Genomic DNA, 17,816 nt, shown 5'->3' with positions numbered 1-17,816 from the left:
AGTATCTTCAGGGCATGACAACCGTCGCCCTTTACGCTCGTGTCTCGACCAAGGATAAAGGTCAGAGCACTGAGAATCAGTTGCCCGAACTGCGGCGCTTTGCGCAGGCCTACGGCTACACCGTCTACAAGGAGTACGTGGAGCACGAGTCGGGCGGCACGGGCAAGCGCTCGGAATTTCAGGCGCTGTTTGCCGATGCGCACCGACGGCGCTTTGACTTGGTACTGTTCTGGAGCTTAGACCGCTTCAGCCGCGAGGGCGCGCTGCCCACCTTGCAATACCTGAACCAGTTGCAAGGCTGGGGCGTGGGCTATAAGTCACTCACGGAGCAGTATTTGGATTCAGTAGGGCTCTTTCAGGAGGCCATCATTTCTATTCTTGCCACACTGGCTAAGCAGGAACGCATCCGACTGAGCGAGCGCACCAAGGCGGGCATGGCCCGACGCAGGGCAGAAGGGGTGCAGATAGGGCCGCCCGCCAAAAGTGCTGCCGTCATTGCGCATATACGGGAGCTAAAAGCGACTGGCATCTCTAACTATGCCATTAGCAAGAAGTTGCGTCTCTCAGCCAGTACCATAGCAAAATACGTAGCTTAACCTCCTACAACTACCACGCCGCTCTAACTCTACCCGTTCTACTTGCGGCGGCGCAAATATGTAGACTATCGGCTTGAGCTGCACCGCTGCGCGAGCAATCCGTACTTTGTGGGATGACGGCGGAAAACATAGAACGGCTGCTTCGACAAGGAGAGGGCATCAGCATTGAATTCAAACAAGCGCGGCGGGGGCTACCACGCGATGTATTTGAAAGCGTGTGTGCTTTTTTGAATCGGCAAGGAGGACACCTGATTTTGGGTGCTCGCAACGACGGCACACCGACTGGCGTGGAGGAAGCCGAGGCAGACCACTTGCAGCGGGATTTTGCAGCCTTGAGTAACAACCCAACGAAGCTGCAGCCGCCGTTTCTATTGGAGTTGGAGCAGGTACGGGTCGGCGAAGCAATACTCTTGTACGCCTACGTGCCGCAAAGCTCGCAGGTCCACCGCACGGACGGCTTAGTCTTCGACCGCGGGCATGAAGGCGACTTTCGCGTGGTGGACAACGAGCGAATCAGTCAGCTCTACGCCCGCAAGAGCAATTACTATTCAGAAGGACGCATCTTTCCGCGCCTACAACTCACGGATTTTAAGCCGGGTCTCCTTGCTAAAGTGCGGGCACTGCTAGGGGTCGCACTTGAGTTCGAACAGAAAACCCCGCTAAGGAAATGCACTGAACTGTAAAATGCTACTAATCAATATTTAGCAATTTACACGAAATAGGCAAGTGATTAGCCATTCCCAGTTTTATACTCTCTCCATGGCCGCGCGTACTGCTTGTAGAGAGGGCTGATAGCTTTTACAGCAACGCATTTTGTTGCCGCAAGCGGCTTAACGGGGTTTTCTGTTCGAACTCTAGTGCGACCCCCAGTAGTAAAATATAGTACCGTTTGGTAGAAATTTGACCAGCTGGCGCTAGCAAACCAGCTAATGGTAGCGCGACTATTCTCCTGCGCTTGTGCAGCACGCTGCAAGTAGCCCGCAACGGCGACACGAATGGCGCGGGTGGCAAGCTCGACCAGCCCTCGGAAGTGCTGCTGAAAGGCAAGCAATTGATTGTGACCGACTACGACGACCCGGTGAAGCACTTCGTGAATACCAAGGCCGACGCCCCGCATACCGAGTCGGTGCTGGATTTGCCGTAACTTATTTAACCGTAGCCGGTTTAACCGTAACCGGGTTTGGCAAGCATTTTTTTCGTTCTTACTAACGCTAACGTACTATGAATCAACTAGAGAAATTAGCCGCTAAAGGCCTGGAAGTAGTTGGTGCCCACCAGCGCGGCGCGGCGCTGGCCGTGGCTGATAGCGACTTGGCCCGGGCTGCCGTGCGCCAGCTGCTGACCAGGGGCCTGCACCACCTCTCGGCCGCGCACCACCAGGGGGCCGGGCAAGCCGCCCGCAACCGCGACTTGGCTACTAATACCGACTTGCGCGAAACGTTGCAGCAAGGCGTGGAAGCAAACCTGAACCAAGCGCTCCGGCTGGAGAAGGTATTTGCCAGTACCGGCCTCCCGCCGGGCGCCGCGCCCGACCAGGCCATGCAGGGTATCATCGACGACAACCAGGCGGCTAATGCCGAAGCGACTGGGTTGGCGCTTGACTTGCAGCTGGTTTCCTCGGGTCAGCTAGCGGCCTACCTCTATATTTCCACCTACGGCACCCTGCGCAGCTACGCTCAGCTGTTAGGCTTCGGCGAGGCGGCTGACTTGTTGCAACAAACCATCGACGAAACACTACTAGTAGACGCCAACTTTACCAGGCTAGCGCACCAAGTAATCATTGCGGCAGCGTAAAGGCGGGCGTTAAGTTAACTAAAAACCGCCCACTTAGCTGGCGTCCACTTGTCCCCGATTCGACAAGTGGACGCCAGCTAAGTGGGCGGTTTTCATGGAGTGAGGTGGTCTAGACTAGGCGCACAGAAGCAGGACGTATATTTCCTGAGTCATGAGCGCAGAAAAGAGCAAGAAAACGCCAGTTAAACGGCGCAAATACGATGATGCTTTCAAAGCCGAAGCCCTGCGCTTGGCTTCAGAGAGCCGTAGCACGCAGGCCGCAGCCCGGCAGCTGGGCATTAGCCCTAAGCTGCTGTATCGCTGGCAAGAGGCCAAGCTCGTGGCCGAAGTGGGCAGCGTGGAAGTGGCCCGCGACCCGGAAGTGCGCCAGCTGCGCGCCCAGCTCAAACGGGCCGAGCAGGAGCTCGGTATTTTAAAAAAAGCCTTGGTCATCTTCGGCCAGCTGACCCGGTGAGCACCTACCGCTACATCGCCCAGCGCCAGGCGCACGTACCCGTGCGCCAGCTTTGCCAGACGCTACGCGTGTCGGCTAGCGCGTACTATGCGTGGCAGCGCCAGCAGTTGCCTGCCCCGGAGCCAGCTTGGCAAGTAGCTGTCCGCGCAGAGTTTAAGTGGCATTCGGCGCGCTACGGCACGCGTCGCCTGCGGGCCGAGTTGCACGCGCAAGGCTACCAAGTAGGCCGTTGGCGCATTCGACGGGCGTTGGCGGCCGCGGGCCTGCGCGCGCAGCAACCGCGCTCATTTGTGCCCCGCACCACCAATTCCGACCCCAGTGTACGCGCCGCGCCGAACTTATTGCTGGGCCAACCTGCGCCCACGGCGCCTAACCAGGTTTGGGTGGGCGATATCACCTACTTGCCCAAACAGGGCGGCGGCTGGCTCTATCTAGCTACGTGGCTCGACCGTTACTCGCGTAAAATCGTGGGCTGGGACGTGCGCGAATCCATGCCCGAAGCGCTGGTAAGCGAGGCGCTGCGCCGCGCGTTGGCCGTACGCTATCCCCCAGCTGGGCTGGTCGTTCATTCCGACCAGGGCAGCCAGTACTCGGCCACCAACTTTAAGGACTTAGTAACTCGTCACCAAGCCGTGCAGAGCATGAGCCGGCGCGGCAACTGCTACGATAATGCCCACGCTGAATCGTTTTGGAGCCGACTCAAAACCGAGTTACTCGACGGCGGCAGCTTCCGCAACCTTACCGAAGCTCGGCTGGAAATCAGTCACTATCTGGCGTATTATAATAATGAGCGTCGGCATTCAGCCCTCAGCTACCTTGCCCCCAACCACTTCAAAACCCAATTTCAAACTACGTCCCAACTCTGTGCGGCTTAGCTAGACCACCTCAGTGGATTTACCCGTCTCCGCCTTACCCGTCAAAAAGATGCTTCGGTTGGTATTCTCAATTAAATCCAGCGCAAGCTGAAACTCCCGGTTGTCCAGGTCCAGCATCGGTAGGGCTGGCTTTGGTCGGGGCATCGTCGGCTGTACCGGCGCGTTCGGCGCTTGCAGCGCTACCCCCCGCTGCAACAGCGCAAACAGGCACCGGGCACAGGCCGCTACATCGGCCTCCGCCCGGTGCGCTCCCGTCATCTCCTCCGCAAATAAGGTGGTATGCAATTCATGCAGCTTAGGGGGCTTACTACTGCGCTTGTCGGCTGCCGTACCCATGCGCATGGTGCAAACCAGTTGCTTACCCGTCCCAAACTCGGCCCTCCCCAGTCGGTGTAGTTCTGCTCCTATGATAGCGAGGTCATACTCCAGGTTGTGTGCAACCACGTATTGACAGTCAGTAGCCGCCGCTGCCATTCGCTTCAGCACCTCACTCAAGCTAACTCCCTGCGCGCTGGCCATTTCCGTTGTAATACCGTGTACCCTTACTGCCTCCGCCGGAATAGTGAAGCCTTCCGGCCGCACCAGCAGTTGCCCGGTGCTGCGCTCTTGCCCATCTTCTTCATAGATACCCCAGGCCAGCTCCACCAAACGCGGCCAGTTGGCACTGTCTGTTAGGGGGGCGCTGAAGCTGGCGGGTAGCCCAGTCGTTTCGGTGTCGAAAACTAAGTACATAGAAGGCGTGAGGCAGGGAATAATTTTGCCAAATTGCTGGGCGCTTGGTTAAACGCTAGCTTGCGCTCCGGCCCCACCTAGCCGCGTCGCCAGCAGATGCTTAAACCACAGCCGCTTCAACTGCGCGTTGGCTTTATCCTCGCTTAATTTATTGAATAGGTCTAGCTTCTGGTTATATTGGTCAATGCCAAATTCAACTAAGGCCTGCAAAGCCTCATCCACTACTTCGTTGAATTTAGACTCTATATTCTGTACTGAATTTTGAGGCGTGAAGTAGTTCGCCAGGTTGGCGTTCGTTTCAACTGACTTCTTGACCTTCTGAAATTCCTCCAAATCCTCTTCTGTCAAGCCGATACCAAACGTATTGTTCAGCGTTTTGATGATAGCCGAGAGGTAGTCGTATTGCTCCTCCTTGCCATTACCGCTGCCCCCCGGCTGCTGGCCGTATAGCTCACCGTCTTCGCTGACTAGGGTCAGCTTCTGCGTGCCCTGCTCGTGAATCTTGTAGGCATCCAGCTTCACATCGTTCAGCACCTCCTGCGGCAGCTTCGAGCCGGCCACCGGCAATTTCTTTACTAGGTGGTTCAGCAGGTAGTACAGCTTGGCCAGGTCCACGTCCTTGAACGTGAGCAGTTGACTCAGAAACCGGTACAGCCGCACGTAGTCGTTGGCCGCCGCCCGAAAGGCATCCTGCTCCGCCTCCTCCAGCCCCAGAAAGCGTCCCACGCAGCCATCCAGAATCGGCTGCAGCAGGTGCATATTGTCGTGCTGGCTTAGGTAGATGGCCGCAAAGCCGTCCAGGTCCTGCTCCCGCACCACGCCCAGTGCCTGCACCGTGTCCTGCACGTCGTACAGCGCATTCGGGTCGGTTTGCTGGTCCTCGGCCATAAAGTTGTTCTCGTAGTAGCCTTGGAAGTCCTCCTGCACCTGCGCCGGGTCATTCACGAAGTCGAGCACCAGCGTGTTGTCCTTATGCTTGGCAGTGCGGTTGAGGCGGCTCAGCGTTTGCACCGTGCTGATGCCGCCCAGTTTCTTGTCCACGTACATGGTGTGTAGCAACGGCTCATCGAAGCCAGTCTGAAACTTGTTGGCCGCGATGAGCAGCCGGTACTGCGGCAGCTTCAGCGCTTCCTCAATGCTGGCTTTGCCGTCCAGCCCATTCATGCCCACTTCGGTGTAGTCCTCCCCGGTCTCAGAGTCCGAGACGGTACCCGAAAACGCGACCAGCGCCCGGTAGGGCAGGTTCAATTCCTTCATCACCTGGTCAAACTTGCGCTTGTAGCGCACCGCGTGCAGCCGCGAGCGGGTCACCACCATGCCCCGCGCCCGGCCCTTCATGGCCTTCTGCGTGTGCTGCTGAAAGTGCTCTAGCATCAGCCGGGTTTTCAGCTCGATAGCGTGGTCGGTCAGGTCCACGAACTGGCTTAGCAGCCGCACGGCCGGACCTTTCTCGTACTCCTTGTCTTCCGCTACCGTAGCCTTTGTAGCCAGCTTGTAGTAGCGCTTAAAGCTGGTGTAGGAGCCTAGCACGTCTAGGATAAAGCCCTCCGCGATGGCCTGCCGCATAGTGTACTCGTCAAACGGCCGCTTCTCGCCCCCGCCCGCCGGCGCGGTGCCAAACAGCTCGATGGTCTTGTTCTTGGGCGTGGCTGTGAAGGCGAAAAACGACACGTTCGGCTGCGGGCCAGTCTTGGCAATATCGGCCAGCACCAGGTCTTCCACGGTGGGCTCGTCGGCCTCGTTTTGCTCAGCTTCCTCCAGGCTTAGGGCCTTTTTAAGGTGACGCGCCCCCTCGCCGCTCTGGCTGCTGTGGGCCTCGTCCATCAGCACGGCGTAGCGCCGGCCGGGCACCTGCGCGATGGTGGCCGATATCACCGGAAACCGTTGCAGCGTGGTCAGTATCAGCCGCCGCCCGCTCTCAATGGCCTCTTTCAGCTCGCTGCTGGGCGTTTCGTTCTTTACCTGAAACACGACCCCCTTAGTTTGCTCAAAGCCCTTCACATTATCGCTGAGCTGCTTGTTCAGCAGTCGGCGGTCCGTGACCACAATCACCGAATCAAATAGCGGCTGCGCGTCGCTGGGGTGCTGGTAGAAGCCCGCCAGCCGGTGCGCCAGCCACGACAGCGTATTGCTCTTGCCCGAGCCGGCTGAGTGCTTGATGAGGTAGCGCCCGCCCGCCCCCTCGGCCTGCACCGCCGCCAGCAGCCGGCGCACCGCCCGCCGCTGATGGTAGCGCGGAAACAGCAGCCGCGTGGCTTTCTGCTCCACCAGCTCGCCCTTGGCCTCGCTGTACACCAGCTCGGTGGTGGTTTGCTCAAATACGAAGTGCTGCACCAAATCCAGCAGCGAATCCGTGGCCCACACGTCTTCCCACACGTAGGCCGTGGCAAAGCCCGCCGGGTTGGCCGGGTTCTTCACGTCCTGGTTGAAGGGTAGGAAGCGAGTCGCCTTGCCATCGAGCCTGGTGGTCATGTACGCCAGCTCGGTGCTCACGGCAAAGTGTACTAGACAGCGTCGGTACTGAAACAGCGGCTCCTGCGAGTTGCGGTCTTCCTCGTACTGCCGGATGGCGTCGCTGATGTACTGGCCCGTCAGCGCGTTTTTCAGTTCGGCCGTCAGCAGTGGCAGTCCATTCAGCGTCAGCACTAGGTCCACCGACTTGTCGGCATCCTTCTTCACGGTGGCGTAGCGCACCTGCCGCAGCACCCCGAAGCGGTTTTTCTGGTACAGCACCTCGTGCTCCGGGTTGAGGCCGCTGGCGGGTCGGAAGTACACAAGGTGCAGCTTTTGCCCGCTGTCCTTCAGACCCTCGCGCAGCACCGGCAGCAGGCCCTTGTCCTGCACCTGCTTGGCTAGGCGCTGCAAGATGCGCTCGTCCGTCTTCGCGCCGTACTGCGCTTGCAGAGCTTTGTAGGCCGCTAGCTGCGTTTTCTGAATGAAAGCCAGCACCTCTTCCGGTACCAGCCCCAGCGCCCGGTCGTAGCCCTGCGGCGCCACCCGCTCATAGCCTTGGCCGGTGAGGTAGTCTTCGATGTGTTGCTCCAGGTCTTTTTCCTGGGTGCCGGTGGTGGCCATGCGGGCGGGCTAGGAGGTAGGGAGAGAGGAACTGAATGAAGGTTGCGCTAAAACAAGCCAAGCTGCCCCACCGCCACCGGGCGCGCCGGGGCCGGCTGGCTAGCCTGCCTGGTGGGCGAGGGGGTAGAGGCTGTGCCCGCTAGGGCCTTGGCTTCTGTGCGCACGTCCACCTTGCCCGTCACTACTTCCAAAATCAGCGACTGGCGGTAGGCTTTCAGGGTTTTGATTTGAGTAAGAATGGCAGCTGTTGCTTCATCCAAAATGTTAGACTTTTTATGTAGTTCCAGCATAATCTGCTTTTGCTCTTCAAGAGAAGGAATAGGCAGAACAACTTCTTTCAAAGTGCCACTATAGATAACATCGATTACTGTTGAGTTGCTTTCCATCTTAACCCCTTCGACAAAATAGGAGCTGTCATTAACAAAAGCTAACAACCATTCTTGGCTTAATAAATCATGATTAATAGTCGCTTTAATTAAGCATGGATGCAAGATGGCGCGCTCAGATAGCAGGGGCATAACGGCTGCTTTACCGATAGTCCCACGAGTTGTGAAAAGAATATCTCCAGCGTCAATTAAAAAGCTTTTAAGACTTTCGAATTTTTCCTCTGATACAAAACTTAGCCCTTTTTCAAAGTCATTATCAAGTACATTTCGCTGTGTAACGACTTTGATTTCTCCATCATCGCTAAGGTCATCGGCTTTTAATTGAGAACCAAATGGGCCTGTTTTAATAGCGTATTTATCATTGCTTAGCAAGTGCTTCAACCGTTTTACCTCCCAATGCGCTGGCACGTCACCCAGCCATGCCACTCCCGACGGCTTGCGCGGGGCGCCCGGGTCCAGCCCCTGTGTCAAGGCCTCGTTGATGAGGGCCTGCCGCTTCTGTTGCAGCAGCTGAAGCAGTGTTTCCTTTTGGTCCAGCAGCGCGTCGAGTTGGGTGGTTTTGTGGTCGAGGTAAGCGGCAATGGCGCGTTGCTCGGGTAGGGGAGGAACAGGGATGGCTAGCTTTTGAAGACGGTCCGCTGAGAGCCCTGGTTGCGCCGCAGCTTGAGAGTACTGTCCTAGATTCATTGACCGTAGCAATTCGCCTAGCCAAGTAGTTGCAAACTCAACTTTAGGTGTAGCAACTAAAGCATGTTCAGAAGCGAAGAAAGCACCCTGTGCGTAATTGATATTACCACATAGCGCACCTTGCCTGCCAATCAAGACGAAATGGCCTTCATGGGTAAGGGAGTCGGTGTAGCCTCTTAATCCATTACCTCCAAACACAGGATAAGGGCCTTCTGGGTGAATAGTTTCTGCGGTAATAGAATCGCCACTATTCAAGCCAACAACATGCTTTAGTTTTTTGACTTCCCAATGAGCAGGTACGCTACCCAGCCACTCAAGCTCGACGGACTTATAGTTCTCGTATTTCTTCATCCGCTCTAATCAGCTAAGATTTCGTGTAACAATCCCTGAATAGACTCCTCTAGCTTCAAAATTTGAGTTTTGAGGACCTGCGAACCTTTGGGTTCTTTGTATTGATAGAAGTACTTGGTGAAGTTGATTTCGTAGCCAATGCGCGTCTGGCTCAGGTCGGGGTAGGCATCGGGCACGTGGGGCAGTACCTCCTGCGCGAAGTAGGTGCGGATATCCGTTGTGAGTGGGATATTCTCGTAGTCGCGCTTCTTCTTGTCGGGCTTGAGGCGGCCGGTTTTCTTATCCAGCACCACTTTCCCTTTTATGTCGTACTCGGGCTGCTCGACCACTACTTGGTAATAGCCAAAAAAGTCGTTCGGGAAAATCTTCACCAGTGGCCCTTCTTCAAAAGCCGTGTACAGCCGCGTAACCTCCCGAATTTGGTCGTCCGAAATCTTTTTGCGTTTGTTGTTAAGACTCGGCCTCATAGCCACGTGCTGCTCGCGGGCATCAATAAGCTGCACCTTTCCCCGGCGCGTTTCCGGCTTCTTATTGCTCAGTATCCAGAGGTAAGTAAAAATGCCTGTATTAAAGAAGATTTCCGAAGGCAGTGCCACTACTGCCTCTAGCCAGTCGTTCTGAATTATCCAGCGTCGAATCTCGCTCTCGCCCGAGCCCGCATCGCCCGTAAACAGCGGCGAGCCGCTTGTAACGATGCCAATGCGCGAGCCGCCCTGCGCCGGGTCTTCCATCTTGCTCAGCATGTGCTGAATAAACAAAAACTGTCCGTCCGATGAGCGCGGCAGCCCCGCCGAGAAGCGCCCGTCGGGGCTCAACGCCTCGTGCTTCAGGTACAGCTCGTCGCGCTTCCAGCTCACACCGTAGGGCGGGTTGGCCAGCATGTAGTTGAAGCGCTGCCCCGCAAACCGGTCCTCCGTAAAGGAGTTGCCGTGTCGGATGTTGTTCGGGTCCTCCCCCGTAATCAGCAAGTCCGACTTGGCAATGGCATACGACTGCTCATTTATCTCCTGCCCAAAAATGCGCAGCTCCGCCTTCCCCTTCAACTCCTCCTGAATAAATAGCTTTGACTGCGTCAGCATCCCGCCCGTGCCGCACGCCAAGTCATAAATCGTCCGAATGTGGTGCGGGTCGCTCAGCTCCTCCTTCTCCGTACTGAAGATGATAGAAGCCAGCAGCTTAATCACTTCCCGCGGCGTAAAGTGCTCACCTGCCGTCTCATTGCTCTGCTCGTTGGCAATGCGTATCAGCTCCTCGAACACGTAGCCCATGTCGTGGTTGCTCACGGCACTCAGGCGCAAATCCACCCGGCTAATAGCCTGCACCAGCTGGTACAGCAGCCCATTCTTCACCAGTCGCGCCACCACCTTATCCAGCTGGTAGTTTTCCAGAATGTCCTGTACGTTGGGGCTAAATCCATTCACGTAGTGCCTGAAGTTTAGCTCCACGTTGCTAGGGTCTTCCGCCAGCTTGCGCAAGTCATACGCCGAGCTGTTCCAGAACTTCTGCCCCGCCGTCTTCTCCAGTATCGGCCCCAGCTTATCCGGCGCCACCTTGTCCTCAAACTGCTCAAACGCCGCCCGCACCGCCGCCTTCTGCGGCTCCAGGATGCAGTCCAGCCGCCGAAGCACCACAAATGGCAGCATTACGTCGCCTATCTCGTTCTTCTTAAACGTGTTCCACAACACGTCATTCGTGATGCGGTACAGGAAATCTATATTCGGTCGTTGGTCACTCATGTAATAGCGCGGACTCTACGAGTTCGCAAATAAGTTGGGAATAGCGCGAAATAGTTCGCGTATTCGAGTTAAGATACTAGCTCGAGCAGACGGTTATCGCAGAAGCCGAAGACGAGTTGAGTAGGGTCATCGTAGCCAGTTGACGGGTTACGAAGCTTTCGATTCTTATCGCGCTGAATGCGAACCGCTCGCAATTCATCATGCATACTTATCCAGGGCACATCAAAGCCTGGGGCCGCTATGCCGCTGAATAAGCCACTTACCAATAAGTCATTAGGCCATTGAGGTTGGTGGCCTTTGAAACAGGCAAATCCATGGTGGCTGGCTCCGAAATAGTAGTTGCTGACCAATACTCGGCGGTGCTCTGGAGCATCGTCGCGAGTAATTACCCCAATTTCTATTTGATAAGGCCGGTGCAATGCCCTACGCACATCATCAACTAAGCGGTTAAGGTTACGCGCCTTTAAAAAGGCTTTTTCATTATTAGTTACCAGTAGTAAGTGAAAATCAATACTTAGCGTAGGTGGTAGTAGCGTATCTAGTAATGAAATTAAATTTTCTATTCCAAGCGCTAGTTTATCGCCTTTATCGCCAAGTAAATAATTATCTACAATTACCAATGAATTGAGTGGTGCTGTTTGCCATACTTGCAGCCGCGGACTTAAAGCTGAATACCAGCCTAAACGCTCCACGCCGCCTAAAGTGCTTCGGTAACTTTTCGTTATTCTGATTTCTTTCCGAGCTAGCTCTTTAATTAGGTATTCTGCTGCCGCAGGAGCTTGTTTTGATACTATGCATACGCCATAATCAGCACTCCACTGGGCACAAGTTGCCGGGCCATCATCCACCACGAACACGGTGCCAGCTAAATCAGCGCTGGCAGTCATAGCAACGGTTTGCTGATATGGAGTGGAACTATTACTCAAATCGTAGCCCTTGCGTGTACTTGCACGTTTGGCGAAATAACGCAAGCATTCATTGACTGCTAGCTGCGTTTCAAACTCTTCATCGGGCATATTAACGCATATGTGATGATGCGTTTCCAGTAATTGGTGAAGCGTGTCGTAAGGCTGTTCATCTTGAAAAGCATAAACTTCCTCTAGTGCTTCGAGCGAACAATAGGCTTGGCGCATCATAGCTGAGAAGAGGGAGATTGGATACGAGCAGCTTTTTTCTGAGCACGGAACAATTGCATAGCACTATCATCGGCCTCATCAAAAAAACCTGGCCCAAACATCTCGCTCAATTTTCCGTCAGTAAGTATGGTTATTCGACGTGAACTTGGCTGGTTCATATAATGAATAAGTACATTCTCAGATGGCTGGCTGCCTTGCGCAACTAATAATTGCAATTTCCTTATTAGGTATTCAGAATGCGTTTCAATAATGAACTGAAATGGTAGAGCTTGATTTATTCTCGTTCGACGTAGCGTAGTAGTTGGTCGGCGTGTTGACGACAAGTAAGGCTCTGGCTCCATAAATAACTGAGCTAGTAGAGACTGTAAGCGTGGGTGCAGATTAGCCTCTGGTTCTTCTATTAATACAAGAATAGGCCCGTAAACGAGATTTCGGTCTACAAATCGGCGTGCTTCTCTTTGTTGAAGAATAGCAGCTATTTGTAATAGAATAGTCAAGACTTGTCCTGCACCATAACCAAGCTCAACTAGATTTATCTCGCGTTTGCCTTGGGTAACTATCACTTTAAAGGCAACTCCTTCTACCTTTTCAACCGATACAATATCTCCTATTTCGAAAAGTGGTAGCCAATGACTTAAAAACATTTCTGCTCTGCCTCGACTGAAAAAGCCTTTCTCCAAAAAAGGGGCAACAATCGTAGCAAGTTCGCTTCCTTGATACTGATTAAAAATTATTGGGACTTGATAAGTACGATTAGCGCCCAAATGGAATGGCGCAAATCGCATCTGTATATCTAAGGCCTGCTGAAGTCGAAATAAAACCTGTCGTCCAGTAAGATTAGGCTTTGTGATACGAGCCCCCTTTTTGTTTTGCTCTTCGTATGAAAATAGAGCTTGTGTGACTAAAGACGAAATGGTGAAACCACTATAGTTTTTTTCGCCAGCTGTTATTTCACTCTCAATGGGGGCAGTAGTGCTTCTTTTCTTTAAAGCGGCGCGCATCTGCTCAACCTGCTCTAAGCGCTTCGTGATTTCTTGACGCTTTGTAATCAATAATTGATACTGAAGTTTTTCGCCTAGTGGTTGTAGTTTTTTACTCGCTGCATTAGCTAACTCATCTTCTATTGCGGATAGCTCAGCTTTTAATGACTCTCGCTGTTTAGCTATTTCTTTGTCTTCAAAATCAGGTGTCCATTCAATGCCTGGAGTGCCGAAATAATTGATAAAATCTTGGTGCACTGTTAGTTTATAACTTGGCCCACGATTTTGATATTTACTATCAAGTGCAAAATCTATCTCTTCAATCTCAGATAACGGGCTGTCAAGTAATTGTCCTCTCTCTACTCTTGTGAATTTCAAGCACTCATTTGTTGCCAATAGAGTAGCTTTGAATTCAGCTAGTGAAGCAAGCGTTGAGTCCTCATGCTCATCAAATGTAAAATCAAACGATATCAACTCATTTTTAAAACTAAAGGCCACCCGCTGAGCGTAGTCAGCGTCCCAATTATGCAATGCATCATATGAAGTGATTTTATGCTTTGTCGCGCGGCGGCCATCTAATCGCAGTACCGTCTGGTCTTCCTGCTCCAAATAGTCAGCCAGCACTAGAAAAGCCTTAAGCAGCGACGACTTCCCCGAGTTATTCTTTCCTGTCAGCACAGTCACTGGCGCTAGGTCAAAAGTGGCCGGCGTGCCAAATACCCGAAAGTTGTCAAGCGTAATACGTTGCATCGGTAAGGATTTTGCCGCAGTCATGCAGCATGGTAAAGGACATCTTGCCAGAAACAGGCCAATTGGGGAGAACCGCTAATACAACTCGCTGAGGCACTTTATCTGGTTAAGGTACTAGCAATACCTGCGGTAAGCATAGCAAAGCTTGCTATAAATTTGTCTCCGTCAATTGCTCGTAGCTGCGCAGTTTGGCGGCCAGCGTTCGCTCATCAATACCCAGCGCCAGCGCCGCTTGCCGCTTCACATTGTTTTTCAGTGCCAGTACTCGCAGCAAGTGTTCCCGCTCCACGTCAGCTAGCCGCAGCGAGTTGCCCGTAGCAGCCGGCTCGCGCAGCCGCAACGGCAAGTCCCCCGGCTCAATCAACCCTTCGGCTGGGTGAAACACATACAGCGTCTCCAGCAGATTCTCCAGTTCCCGTATGTTGCCCGGAAACTCATAAGTCAGCAGCTGCTGTCGGGTAGAGGAGGCTAGGGTTAGCACCATCGGCCGAGCTAACTCCTCGCGCTTGGCATCCAGCAGATGATTGAGCAATGCCTCCCGCTCCGGCCGGAGCCAGGTACGTAAGGGTGGCAGCTCCAGCTCGGCCACCGCCAGCCGGTAATATAGGTCCCACCGAAACCGCCCCTCGCGGCAACGCGTTTCCAGCGGCGCGTTGGTTGCCGCTACTACCCGCACGTTCACTTTCTGCGGCGGCCCACCCACCGGTTGTATCTCGCCTTCCTGCAGCACCCGCAGCAGCGCCACCTGCACCGCCGGCGACACGTCACCTATCTCATCCAGCAGCAGTGTGCCGCCCTCCGCCAGCTCAAATACCCCCGGCGTAGTCTTCTCCGCTCCCGTAAAAGCTCCCTTCTGGTAGCCAAATAGCCGCGATTCTAACACGCTGTCCGTTAGCGCCGCGCAGTTCAGCGCCAAAAACGGCTTGCCCGCCCGCGCCGAGCGCTCGTGCACGTAGCGCGCCAGCTGCTCCTTGCCCGTGCCACTCTCCCCACGAATAAGTACCGTCACTCGGTCAGTTTGCGCAACCAGGTCAGCCCGCTCGTACACCGCCCGTAAAGCCGCCGGCAGCAGGTGTCCCTGGTAGCGAATAGAATCCGCTGCCCTCGTCGCCAGCCGATTCTCTCGGATAATAGCCGTAACCGGCGTGGCCGAGCGCTCTTCCTGTATTTCCGTTAGCCCGCTCTGGCCCGCCGCCAGGTGCTTAGCCGCCCGAGTCTGTAGTAACCGCGTGTGCAGCCCTAGCGTCGTGTGGCAGATATACCACGCCAGCTGCATAATGCCCGTGCCCGGCGAGAAAAATAAGGCCAGTTCATGCTCACGGTGCGTCAGCAGCCAGGTTTCCACCTTCGTCTTCACCTCTCCCAAGTCAATTACATCGCTCAGCGGCAATAGCTCGGTGCCAATCTCGCGGCCTGGGTGCTGCCGCCGCAGGTAGTTGGCCAAATGCTCGGCGTGGTTCTCCTGCCTGGCGTCCGCATACAGCAGCGTATGCTTCTGTAAGCCCTCTGCCTCAAAATAGTGCTGGTGGAAGTCCGCGTTCGGCCCGTCTGGGTTTACACCGCCAAACCCACCTTTCTCATTCCTCAGAAAATCATTATTGTACGCAATCCATGAAACGAGTAAGCGAGTCATATTCTTAAAACAACCAGGTCCGAGCCTTCCGTAGCCGCCGTGCATTGTCCCACAAGTATAACGCCGAGATAATTATGGCGAGGGTTAGGCTGCAATAAACCTATTGGATTACCATATTAGTAAAAATTGCTTGCCGGATGCTAATTTACTTGGTAAGTTTGAGCGCACTTAATTTTCATTTTGTTCTCGTCATGGCCAAACGTAAAGACTACCAGCTCCGGCTCCAAAATCTGCGCAATCGTCGCTACGATGTGGCGCTCAGCAAAGCCATTGTTTCTGAATCGTTCAGCCGCGAAGCTCGGGCCAGTGTCAAGTACGTGTATGAAACGATGGAGTCTATTGCCGCCAGCTACACAGCCAAAACATACGACGAAGCAAAACGGGTGCAAGCTCAGATTGACACGCTGCCGATGTCTTTTCAGTTTGATTACCAAGGGTCAGTGCCACTGAATACGCACATCAGATTGCACAGTGACCTTGATATTTTGGTAGTTCGCACCGTTGCTAACCTCAAAGAAGGATTTACCAGTGACCAGTTGCTAGCAGCTAATAATCTTCTTAAGGATGCTCGTACTAGCGTAGAAGCCAAATTGCGTAGCGCCTACCCCGCCGCTAAAGTTGATGCTTCAGGCTGCAAATGCCTCAACATCACTGGCGGCTCGCTTAGCCGGTGTTTTGATGTTATCATGTGCAGCTGGTATGACAATGCTACATACACCAGGTCTGGCTTGAAGCAAGACCGTCAAATCTGGCTGCACAACAACTGTAAGTTCGGCCAATTTGATAATCCTTTCAGCCATATGCACCAGGTGAATTTGAAGGATACTCGGGTAGGGGGTGGTTACAAGCGCATCATCCGCCTGCTTAAAACTCTCCGCTCTGATGCTACTCCGCAGATTAAGCTCTCCAGCTTTCTCATTACCAGCGTCATGTATCATATGGCTGATGCGGAATACTCCCAAACCAATTACTCTGTTGCCGCCGCCCGCCGCATGAGTATGCTGGTCAACACCCGTAACCATCTGGATAAGCTGGTCACCAATGAATTGTATCGCCGTAGTCTGAGTAGCCCAAATAATTCCGAGAAGCTATTCGATACAAACGATGCTGCTCATGTTGTTGAGTTGCGCAAGCTGCGGCAGGAGCTTGATGATATTCTAATGGACCTAGCCGAGGAGATTGAAAGCACTTCCTACTTCCAAAAGAGCTTTAGTAGTCCTGCCGAGGCTTTTTCGGCGCTCAACCGGGCTAGTGTTATCTACGGTTAGTCTAATCCAACTATGAAGCCTCGCCTATTTATTGGCTCCTCCGCTGAAGCGTTGCCCACGCTGAATCTAGTTAAAAATGAATTTGCCGCAGTGGCTGACTGCCGGGCATGGCCAGGCATTTTCGAGCAAAATCAGAGTGGGCTGGCTTCACTGCTCAAAGAGGCCCGCGTGTGTGATTTTGGTATCCTTATCGCGACCCAGGATGACCTGCGCGAAAGTCGGGGCACATCTGAGCGCACTCCCCGCGATAATGTCATTTTCGAGTTCGGCCTGTTTCTGGGTGCCGTTAGCCCCAACCGCGTGTTTCTTTTAGCCGAAAAAGGTGCTGCCTTACCTTCTGACCTTAATGGCATCACAATCAACTCATACACCCTAGAGCTAGGGAAGTATAACTCGTTGCCCACAGTTTGTGAAGCACTTAGTCAACGTATTCAGGCGTTGGCTAACCAAAGTGAGTTGGGCTTTCTACCTTCAACAGCGTTGGCCGTTGGCTATTATCACAATTTTGTGCGGCCGCTCTGCAAATACCTGCATCACGACGGGCGCGTGTACTTGCAAAATCAGGATAAACTGATGCACGTTGAGAAGTTTAAGCTGAACGTGCTATTACCAGCTGACCTAAGTAGCAACGGAGTAGATGACTTTGTAGCCCGTTACAATCGTCATCATAAGCTGCAAGCGGCAGCTACAGAACTAGCGAGTTCACAAAAGCGTGGCTATCCCTTCCATTTTCGTATTGACCCTCCCGACCAAGACCTTACCCGTAAAGTAGAAGTGCAGCTTTTCGACGTGCCAACTACCCTCACCACTATTGCAAAATCAATTGACCTTTGTTTGGATTCATCGTCTATCGGTAAAGACGAAAACAAGCAATACCTGAAGACACGCGAATTAGCAAATTTTGCAAACGTGCTGCAAACGCTTGTAGATGATGATGATAATGCGAAGAATAGTGTTGAAATCGCTCTGAATATTCGATTGTGAGGTATACTGAATTCCTTAATAAAATACAGTTATTCTGAGGTGGTCTGACTAGAGCGGACAGAAGAAGTCTTAACTTTCCCTGTCGATGCCCGAAAAGAAAGCAACTGATGGTCAGCCCGTACCTCGCAAAAAATACACGCCCGCTTTCAAAGCCGAATGCGTGCGCCAGGTAGCGGCCGGAGCTAGACCATTCGACGTGGCCCGTGCCCAGGGTATTTCCCCGCCCTGCTCGGCCGCTGACAACGCGTAGCCCTGCAACAAGCCGTGCCCAGCAGCGCCGAACGGGAGGAAATTTAAGCGCCTACGCGCTGAACTAAAGCGCGTGGAAACCGAGCGCGATATGTTAAAAAAAGCGGTGACCATCTTCGCTATGCCTCAG

At 53.8% G+C, this 17,816-nt stretch carries 16 protein-coding genes; 9 read left to right on the top strand and 7 right to left on the bottom strand.

Translation table 11 applies throughout. The annotated features are described in order from the left end of the window. Positions 1–14: 14 nt before the first annotated feature. The 6 genes from HHL22_RS22470 (at position 15) to HHL22_RS22445 (ending at position 3,719) form a co-directional block, all read left to right on the top strand. The gene (locus HHL22_RS22470) at positions 15–596 is read left to right on the top strand and encodes a recombinase family protein (RefSeq protein ID WP_169533677.1); all 582 of its coding nucleotides are present in this window, start codon (positions 15–17) and stop codon (positions 594–596) included. A gap of 113 nt (positions 597–709) precedes the next feature. Then, positions 710–1,279 (top strand): AlbA family DNA-binding domain-containing protein, encoded by a 570-nt coding sequence (locus HHL22_RS22465; protein WP_169533676.1) that lies wholly within the window; start codon positions 710–712, stop codon positions 1,277–1,279. A gap of 272 nt (positions 1,280–1,551) precedes the next feature. Beyond that, on the top strand, positions 1,552–1,740 hold the full coding sequence (locus tag HHL22_RS22460; protein ID WP_169533675.1) for a hypothetical protein: 189 nt from the start codon (positions 1,552–1,554) through the stop codon (positions 1,738–1,740). 77 nt (positions 1,741–1,817) lie between these two features. Further along, positions 1,818–2,390 (top strand): DUF892 family protein, encoded by a 573-nt coding sequence (locus HHL22_RS22455; RefSeq protein ID WP_169533674.1) that lies wholly within the window; start codon positions 1,818–1,820, stop codon positions 2,388–2,390. Between the two features lie 151 nt (positions 2,391–2,541). Continuing rightward, on the top strand, positions 2,542–2,844 hold the full coding sequence (locus tag HHL22_RS22450) for a transposase (protein ID WP_169533673.1): 303 nt from the start codon (positions 2,542–2,544) through the stop codon (positions 2,842–2,844). Further along, positions 2,841–3,719 (top strand): IS3 family transposase, encoded by an 879-nt coding sequence (locus HHL22_RS22445; protein ID WP_169533672.1) that lies wholly within the window; start codon positions 2,841–2,843, stop codon positions 3,717–3,719. The genes HHL22_RS22450 and HHL22_RS22445 overlap by 4 nt, the downstream gene beginning before the upstream one ends. On the opposite strand, the gene HHL22_RS22440 is transcribed toward HHL22_RS22445, so the two are convergent. The 7 genes from HHL22_RS22440 to HHL22_RS22410 all read right to left on the bottom strand — a co-directional run bounded on the left by HHL22_RS22440 (position 3,720) and on the right by HHL22_RS22410 (position 15,185). Beyond that, positions 3,720–4,451 carry a 3'-5' exonuclease gene (locus HHL22_RS22440; protein WP_169533708.1) on the bottom strand — a complete coding sequence of 244 codons (732 nt, stop codon included), beginning with the start codon at positions 4,449–4,451 and terminating at the stop codon, positions 3,720–3,722. 48 nt (positions 4,452–4,499) lie between these two features. Further along, a complete protein-coding gene (locus HHL22_RS22435) occupies positions 4,500–7,526 on the bottom strand; it encodes a type I restriction endonuclease subunit R (protein ID WP_169533671.1) in 3,027 nt (1,008 codons plus the stop codon). A 47-nt stretch (positions 7,527–7,573) separates the two neighbouring features. Next, entirely contained in the window at positions 7,574–8,950 is a 1,377-nt protein-coding gene (locus tag HHL22_RS22430; protein WP_169533670.1) for a restriction endonuclease subunit S, read from the bottom strand. Between the two features lie 5 nt (positions 8,951–8,955). Continuing rightward, positions 8,956–10,686: a type I restriction-modification system subunit M gene (locus tag HHL22_RS22425; RefSeq protein WP_169533669.1), complete on the bottom strand. Its 1,731-nt coding sequence runs from the start codon at positions 10,684–10,686 to the stop codon at positions 8,956–8,958. Positions 10,687–10,754: 68 nt separating this feature from the next. Next, positions 10,755–11,822: a hypothetical protein gene (locus HHL22_RS22420; RefSeq protein ID WP_169533668.1), complete on the bottom strand. Its 1,068-nt coding sequence runs from the start codon at positions 11,820–11,822 to the stop codon at positions 10,755–10,757. After that, entirely contained in the window at positions 11,819–13,576 is a 1,758-nt protein-coding gene (locus tag HHL22_RS22415; protein ID WP_169533667.1) for an AAA family ATPase, read from the bottom strand. The genes HHL22_RS22420 and HHL22_RS22415 overlap by 4 nt, the downstream gene beginning before the upstream one ends. A gap of 124 nt (positions 13,577–13,700) precedes the next feature. Beyond that, positions 13,701–15,185: a sigma 54-interacting transcriptional regulator gene (locus tag HHL22_RS22410; protein ID WP_169533666.1), complete on the bottom strand. Its 1,485-nt coding sequence runs from the start codon at positions 15,183–15,185 to the stop codon at positions 13,701–13,703. A gap of 191 nt (positions 15,186–15,376) precedes the next feature. Here HHL22_RS22410 and HHL22_RS22405 point away from each other — a divergent pair, with 191 nt between their 5' ends. The 3 genes from HHL22_RS22405 (at position 15,377) to HHL22_RS24550 (ending at position 17,687) form a co-directional block, all read left to right on the top strand. After that, positions 15,377–16,453 (top strand): nucleotidyltransferase family protein, encoded by a 1,077-nt coding sequence (locus HHL22_RS22405; protein ID WP_169533665.1) that lies wholly within the window; start codon positions 15,377–15,379, stop codon positions 16,451–16,453. 12 nt (positions 16,454–16,465) lie between these two features. After that, positions 16,466–17,437, top strand: coding sequence for an STING domain-containing protein (locus HHL22_RS22400; protein WP_169533664.1), 972 nt, complete (start codon positions 16,466–16,468; stop codon positions 17,435–17,437). A gap of 85 nt (positions 17,438–17,522) precedes the next feature. Further along, a complete protein-coding gene (locus tag HHL22_RS24550) occupies positions 17,523–17,687 on the top strand; it encodes a transposase (protein WP_169533663.1) in 165 nt (54 codons plus the stop codon). The last annotated feature ends 129 nt before the right edge of the window (positions 17,688–17,816 follow it).

Origin of the sequence: Hymenobacter polaris, from assembly GCF_012927305.1 — a bacterium.
Classification (GTDB): Bacteria; Bacteroidota; Bacteroidia; order Cytophagales; family Hymenobacteraceae; genus Hymenobacter; species Hymenobacter polaris.
This window is presented reverse-complemented; position numbering and strand designations above follow the sequence as displayed.

What these genes read in the sequence shown, in the direction of transcription:
- HHL22_RS22410 (WP_169533666.1), bottom strand. Translation starts at nt 15,185, where the DNA reads ATGACTCGCTTACTCGTTTCATGGATTGCGTACAATAATGATTTTCTG.
- HHL22_RS24550 (WP_169533663.1), top strand. Translation starts at nt 17,523, where the DNA reads ATGCCCGAAAAGAAAGCAACTGATGGTCAGCCCGTACCTCGCAAAAAA.
- HHL22_RS22425 (WP_169533669.1), bottom strand. Translation starts at nt 10,686, where the DNA reads ATGAGTGACCAACGACCGAATATAGATTTCCTGTACCGCATCACGAAT.
- HHL22_RS22465 (WP_169533676.1), top strand. Translation starts at nt 710, where the DNA reads ATGACGGCGGAAAACATAGAACGGCTGCTTCGACAAGGAGAGGGCATC.
- HHL22_RS22405 (WP_169533665.1), top strand. Translation starts at nt 15,377, where the DNA reads ATGGCCAAACGTAAAGACTACCAGCTCCGGCTCCAAAATCTGCGCAAT.
- HHL22_RS22440 (WP_169533708.1), bottom strand. Translation starts at nt 4,451, where the DNA reads ATGTACTTAGTTTTCGACACCGAAACGACTGGGCTACCCGCCAGCTTC.
- HHL22_RS22430 (WP_169533670.1), bottom strand. Translation starts at nt 8,950, where the DNA reads ATGAAGAAATACGAGAACTATAAGTCCGTCGAGCTTGAGTGGCTGGGT.
- HHL22_RS22450 (WP_169533673.1), top strand. Translation starts at nt 2,542, where the DNA reads ATGAGCGCAGAAAAGAGCAAGAAAACGCCAGTTAAACGGCGCAAATAC.
- HHL22_RS22470 (WP_169533677.1), top strand. Translation starts at nt 15, where the DNA reads ATGACAACCGTCGCCCTTTACGCTCGTGTCTCGACCAAGGATAAAGGT.
- HHL22_RS22455 (WP_169533674.1), top strand. Translation starts at nt 1,818, where the DNA reads ATGAATCAACTAGAGAAATTAGCCGCTAAAGGCCTGGAAGTAGTTGGT.
- HHL22_RS22415 (WP_169533667.1), bottom strand. Translation starts at nt 13,576, where the DNA reads ATGACTGCGGCAAAATCCTTACCGATGCAACGTATTACGCTTGACAAC.
- HHL22_RS22435 (WP_169533671.1), bottom strand. Translation starts at nt 7,526, where the DNA reads ATGGCCACCACCGGCACCCAGGAAAAAGACCTGGAGCAACACATCGAA.
- HHL22_RS22400 (WP_169533664.1), top strand. Translation starts at nt 16,466, where the DNA reads ATGAAGCCTCGCCTATTTATTGGCTCCTCCGCTGAAGCGTTGCCCACG.
- HHL22_RS22420 (WP_169533668.1), bottom strand. Translation starts at nt 11,822, where the DNA reads ATGATGCGCCAAGCCTATTGTTCGCTCGAAGCACTAGAGGAAGTTTAT.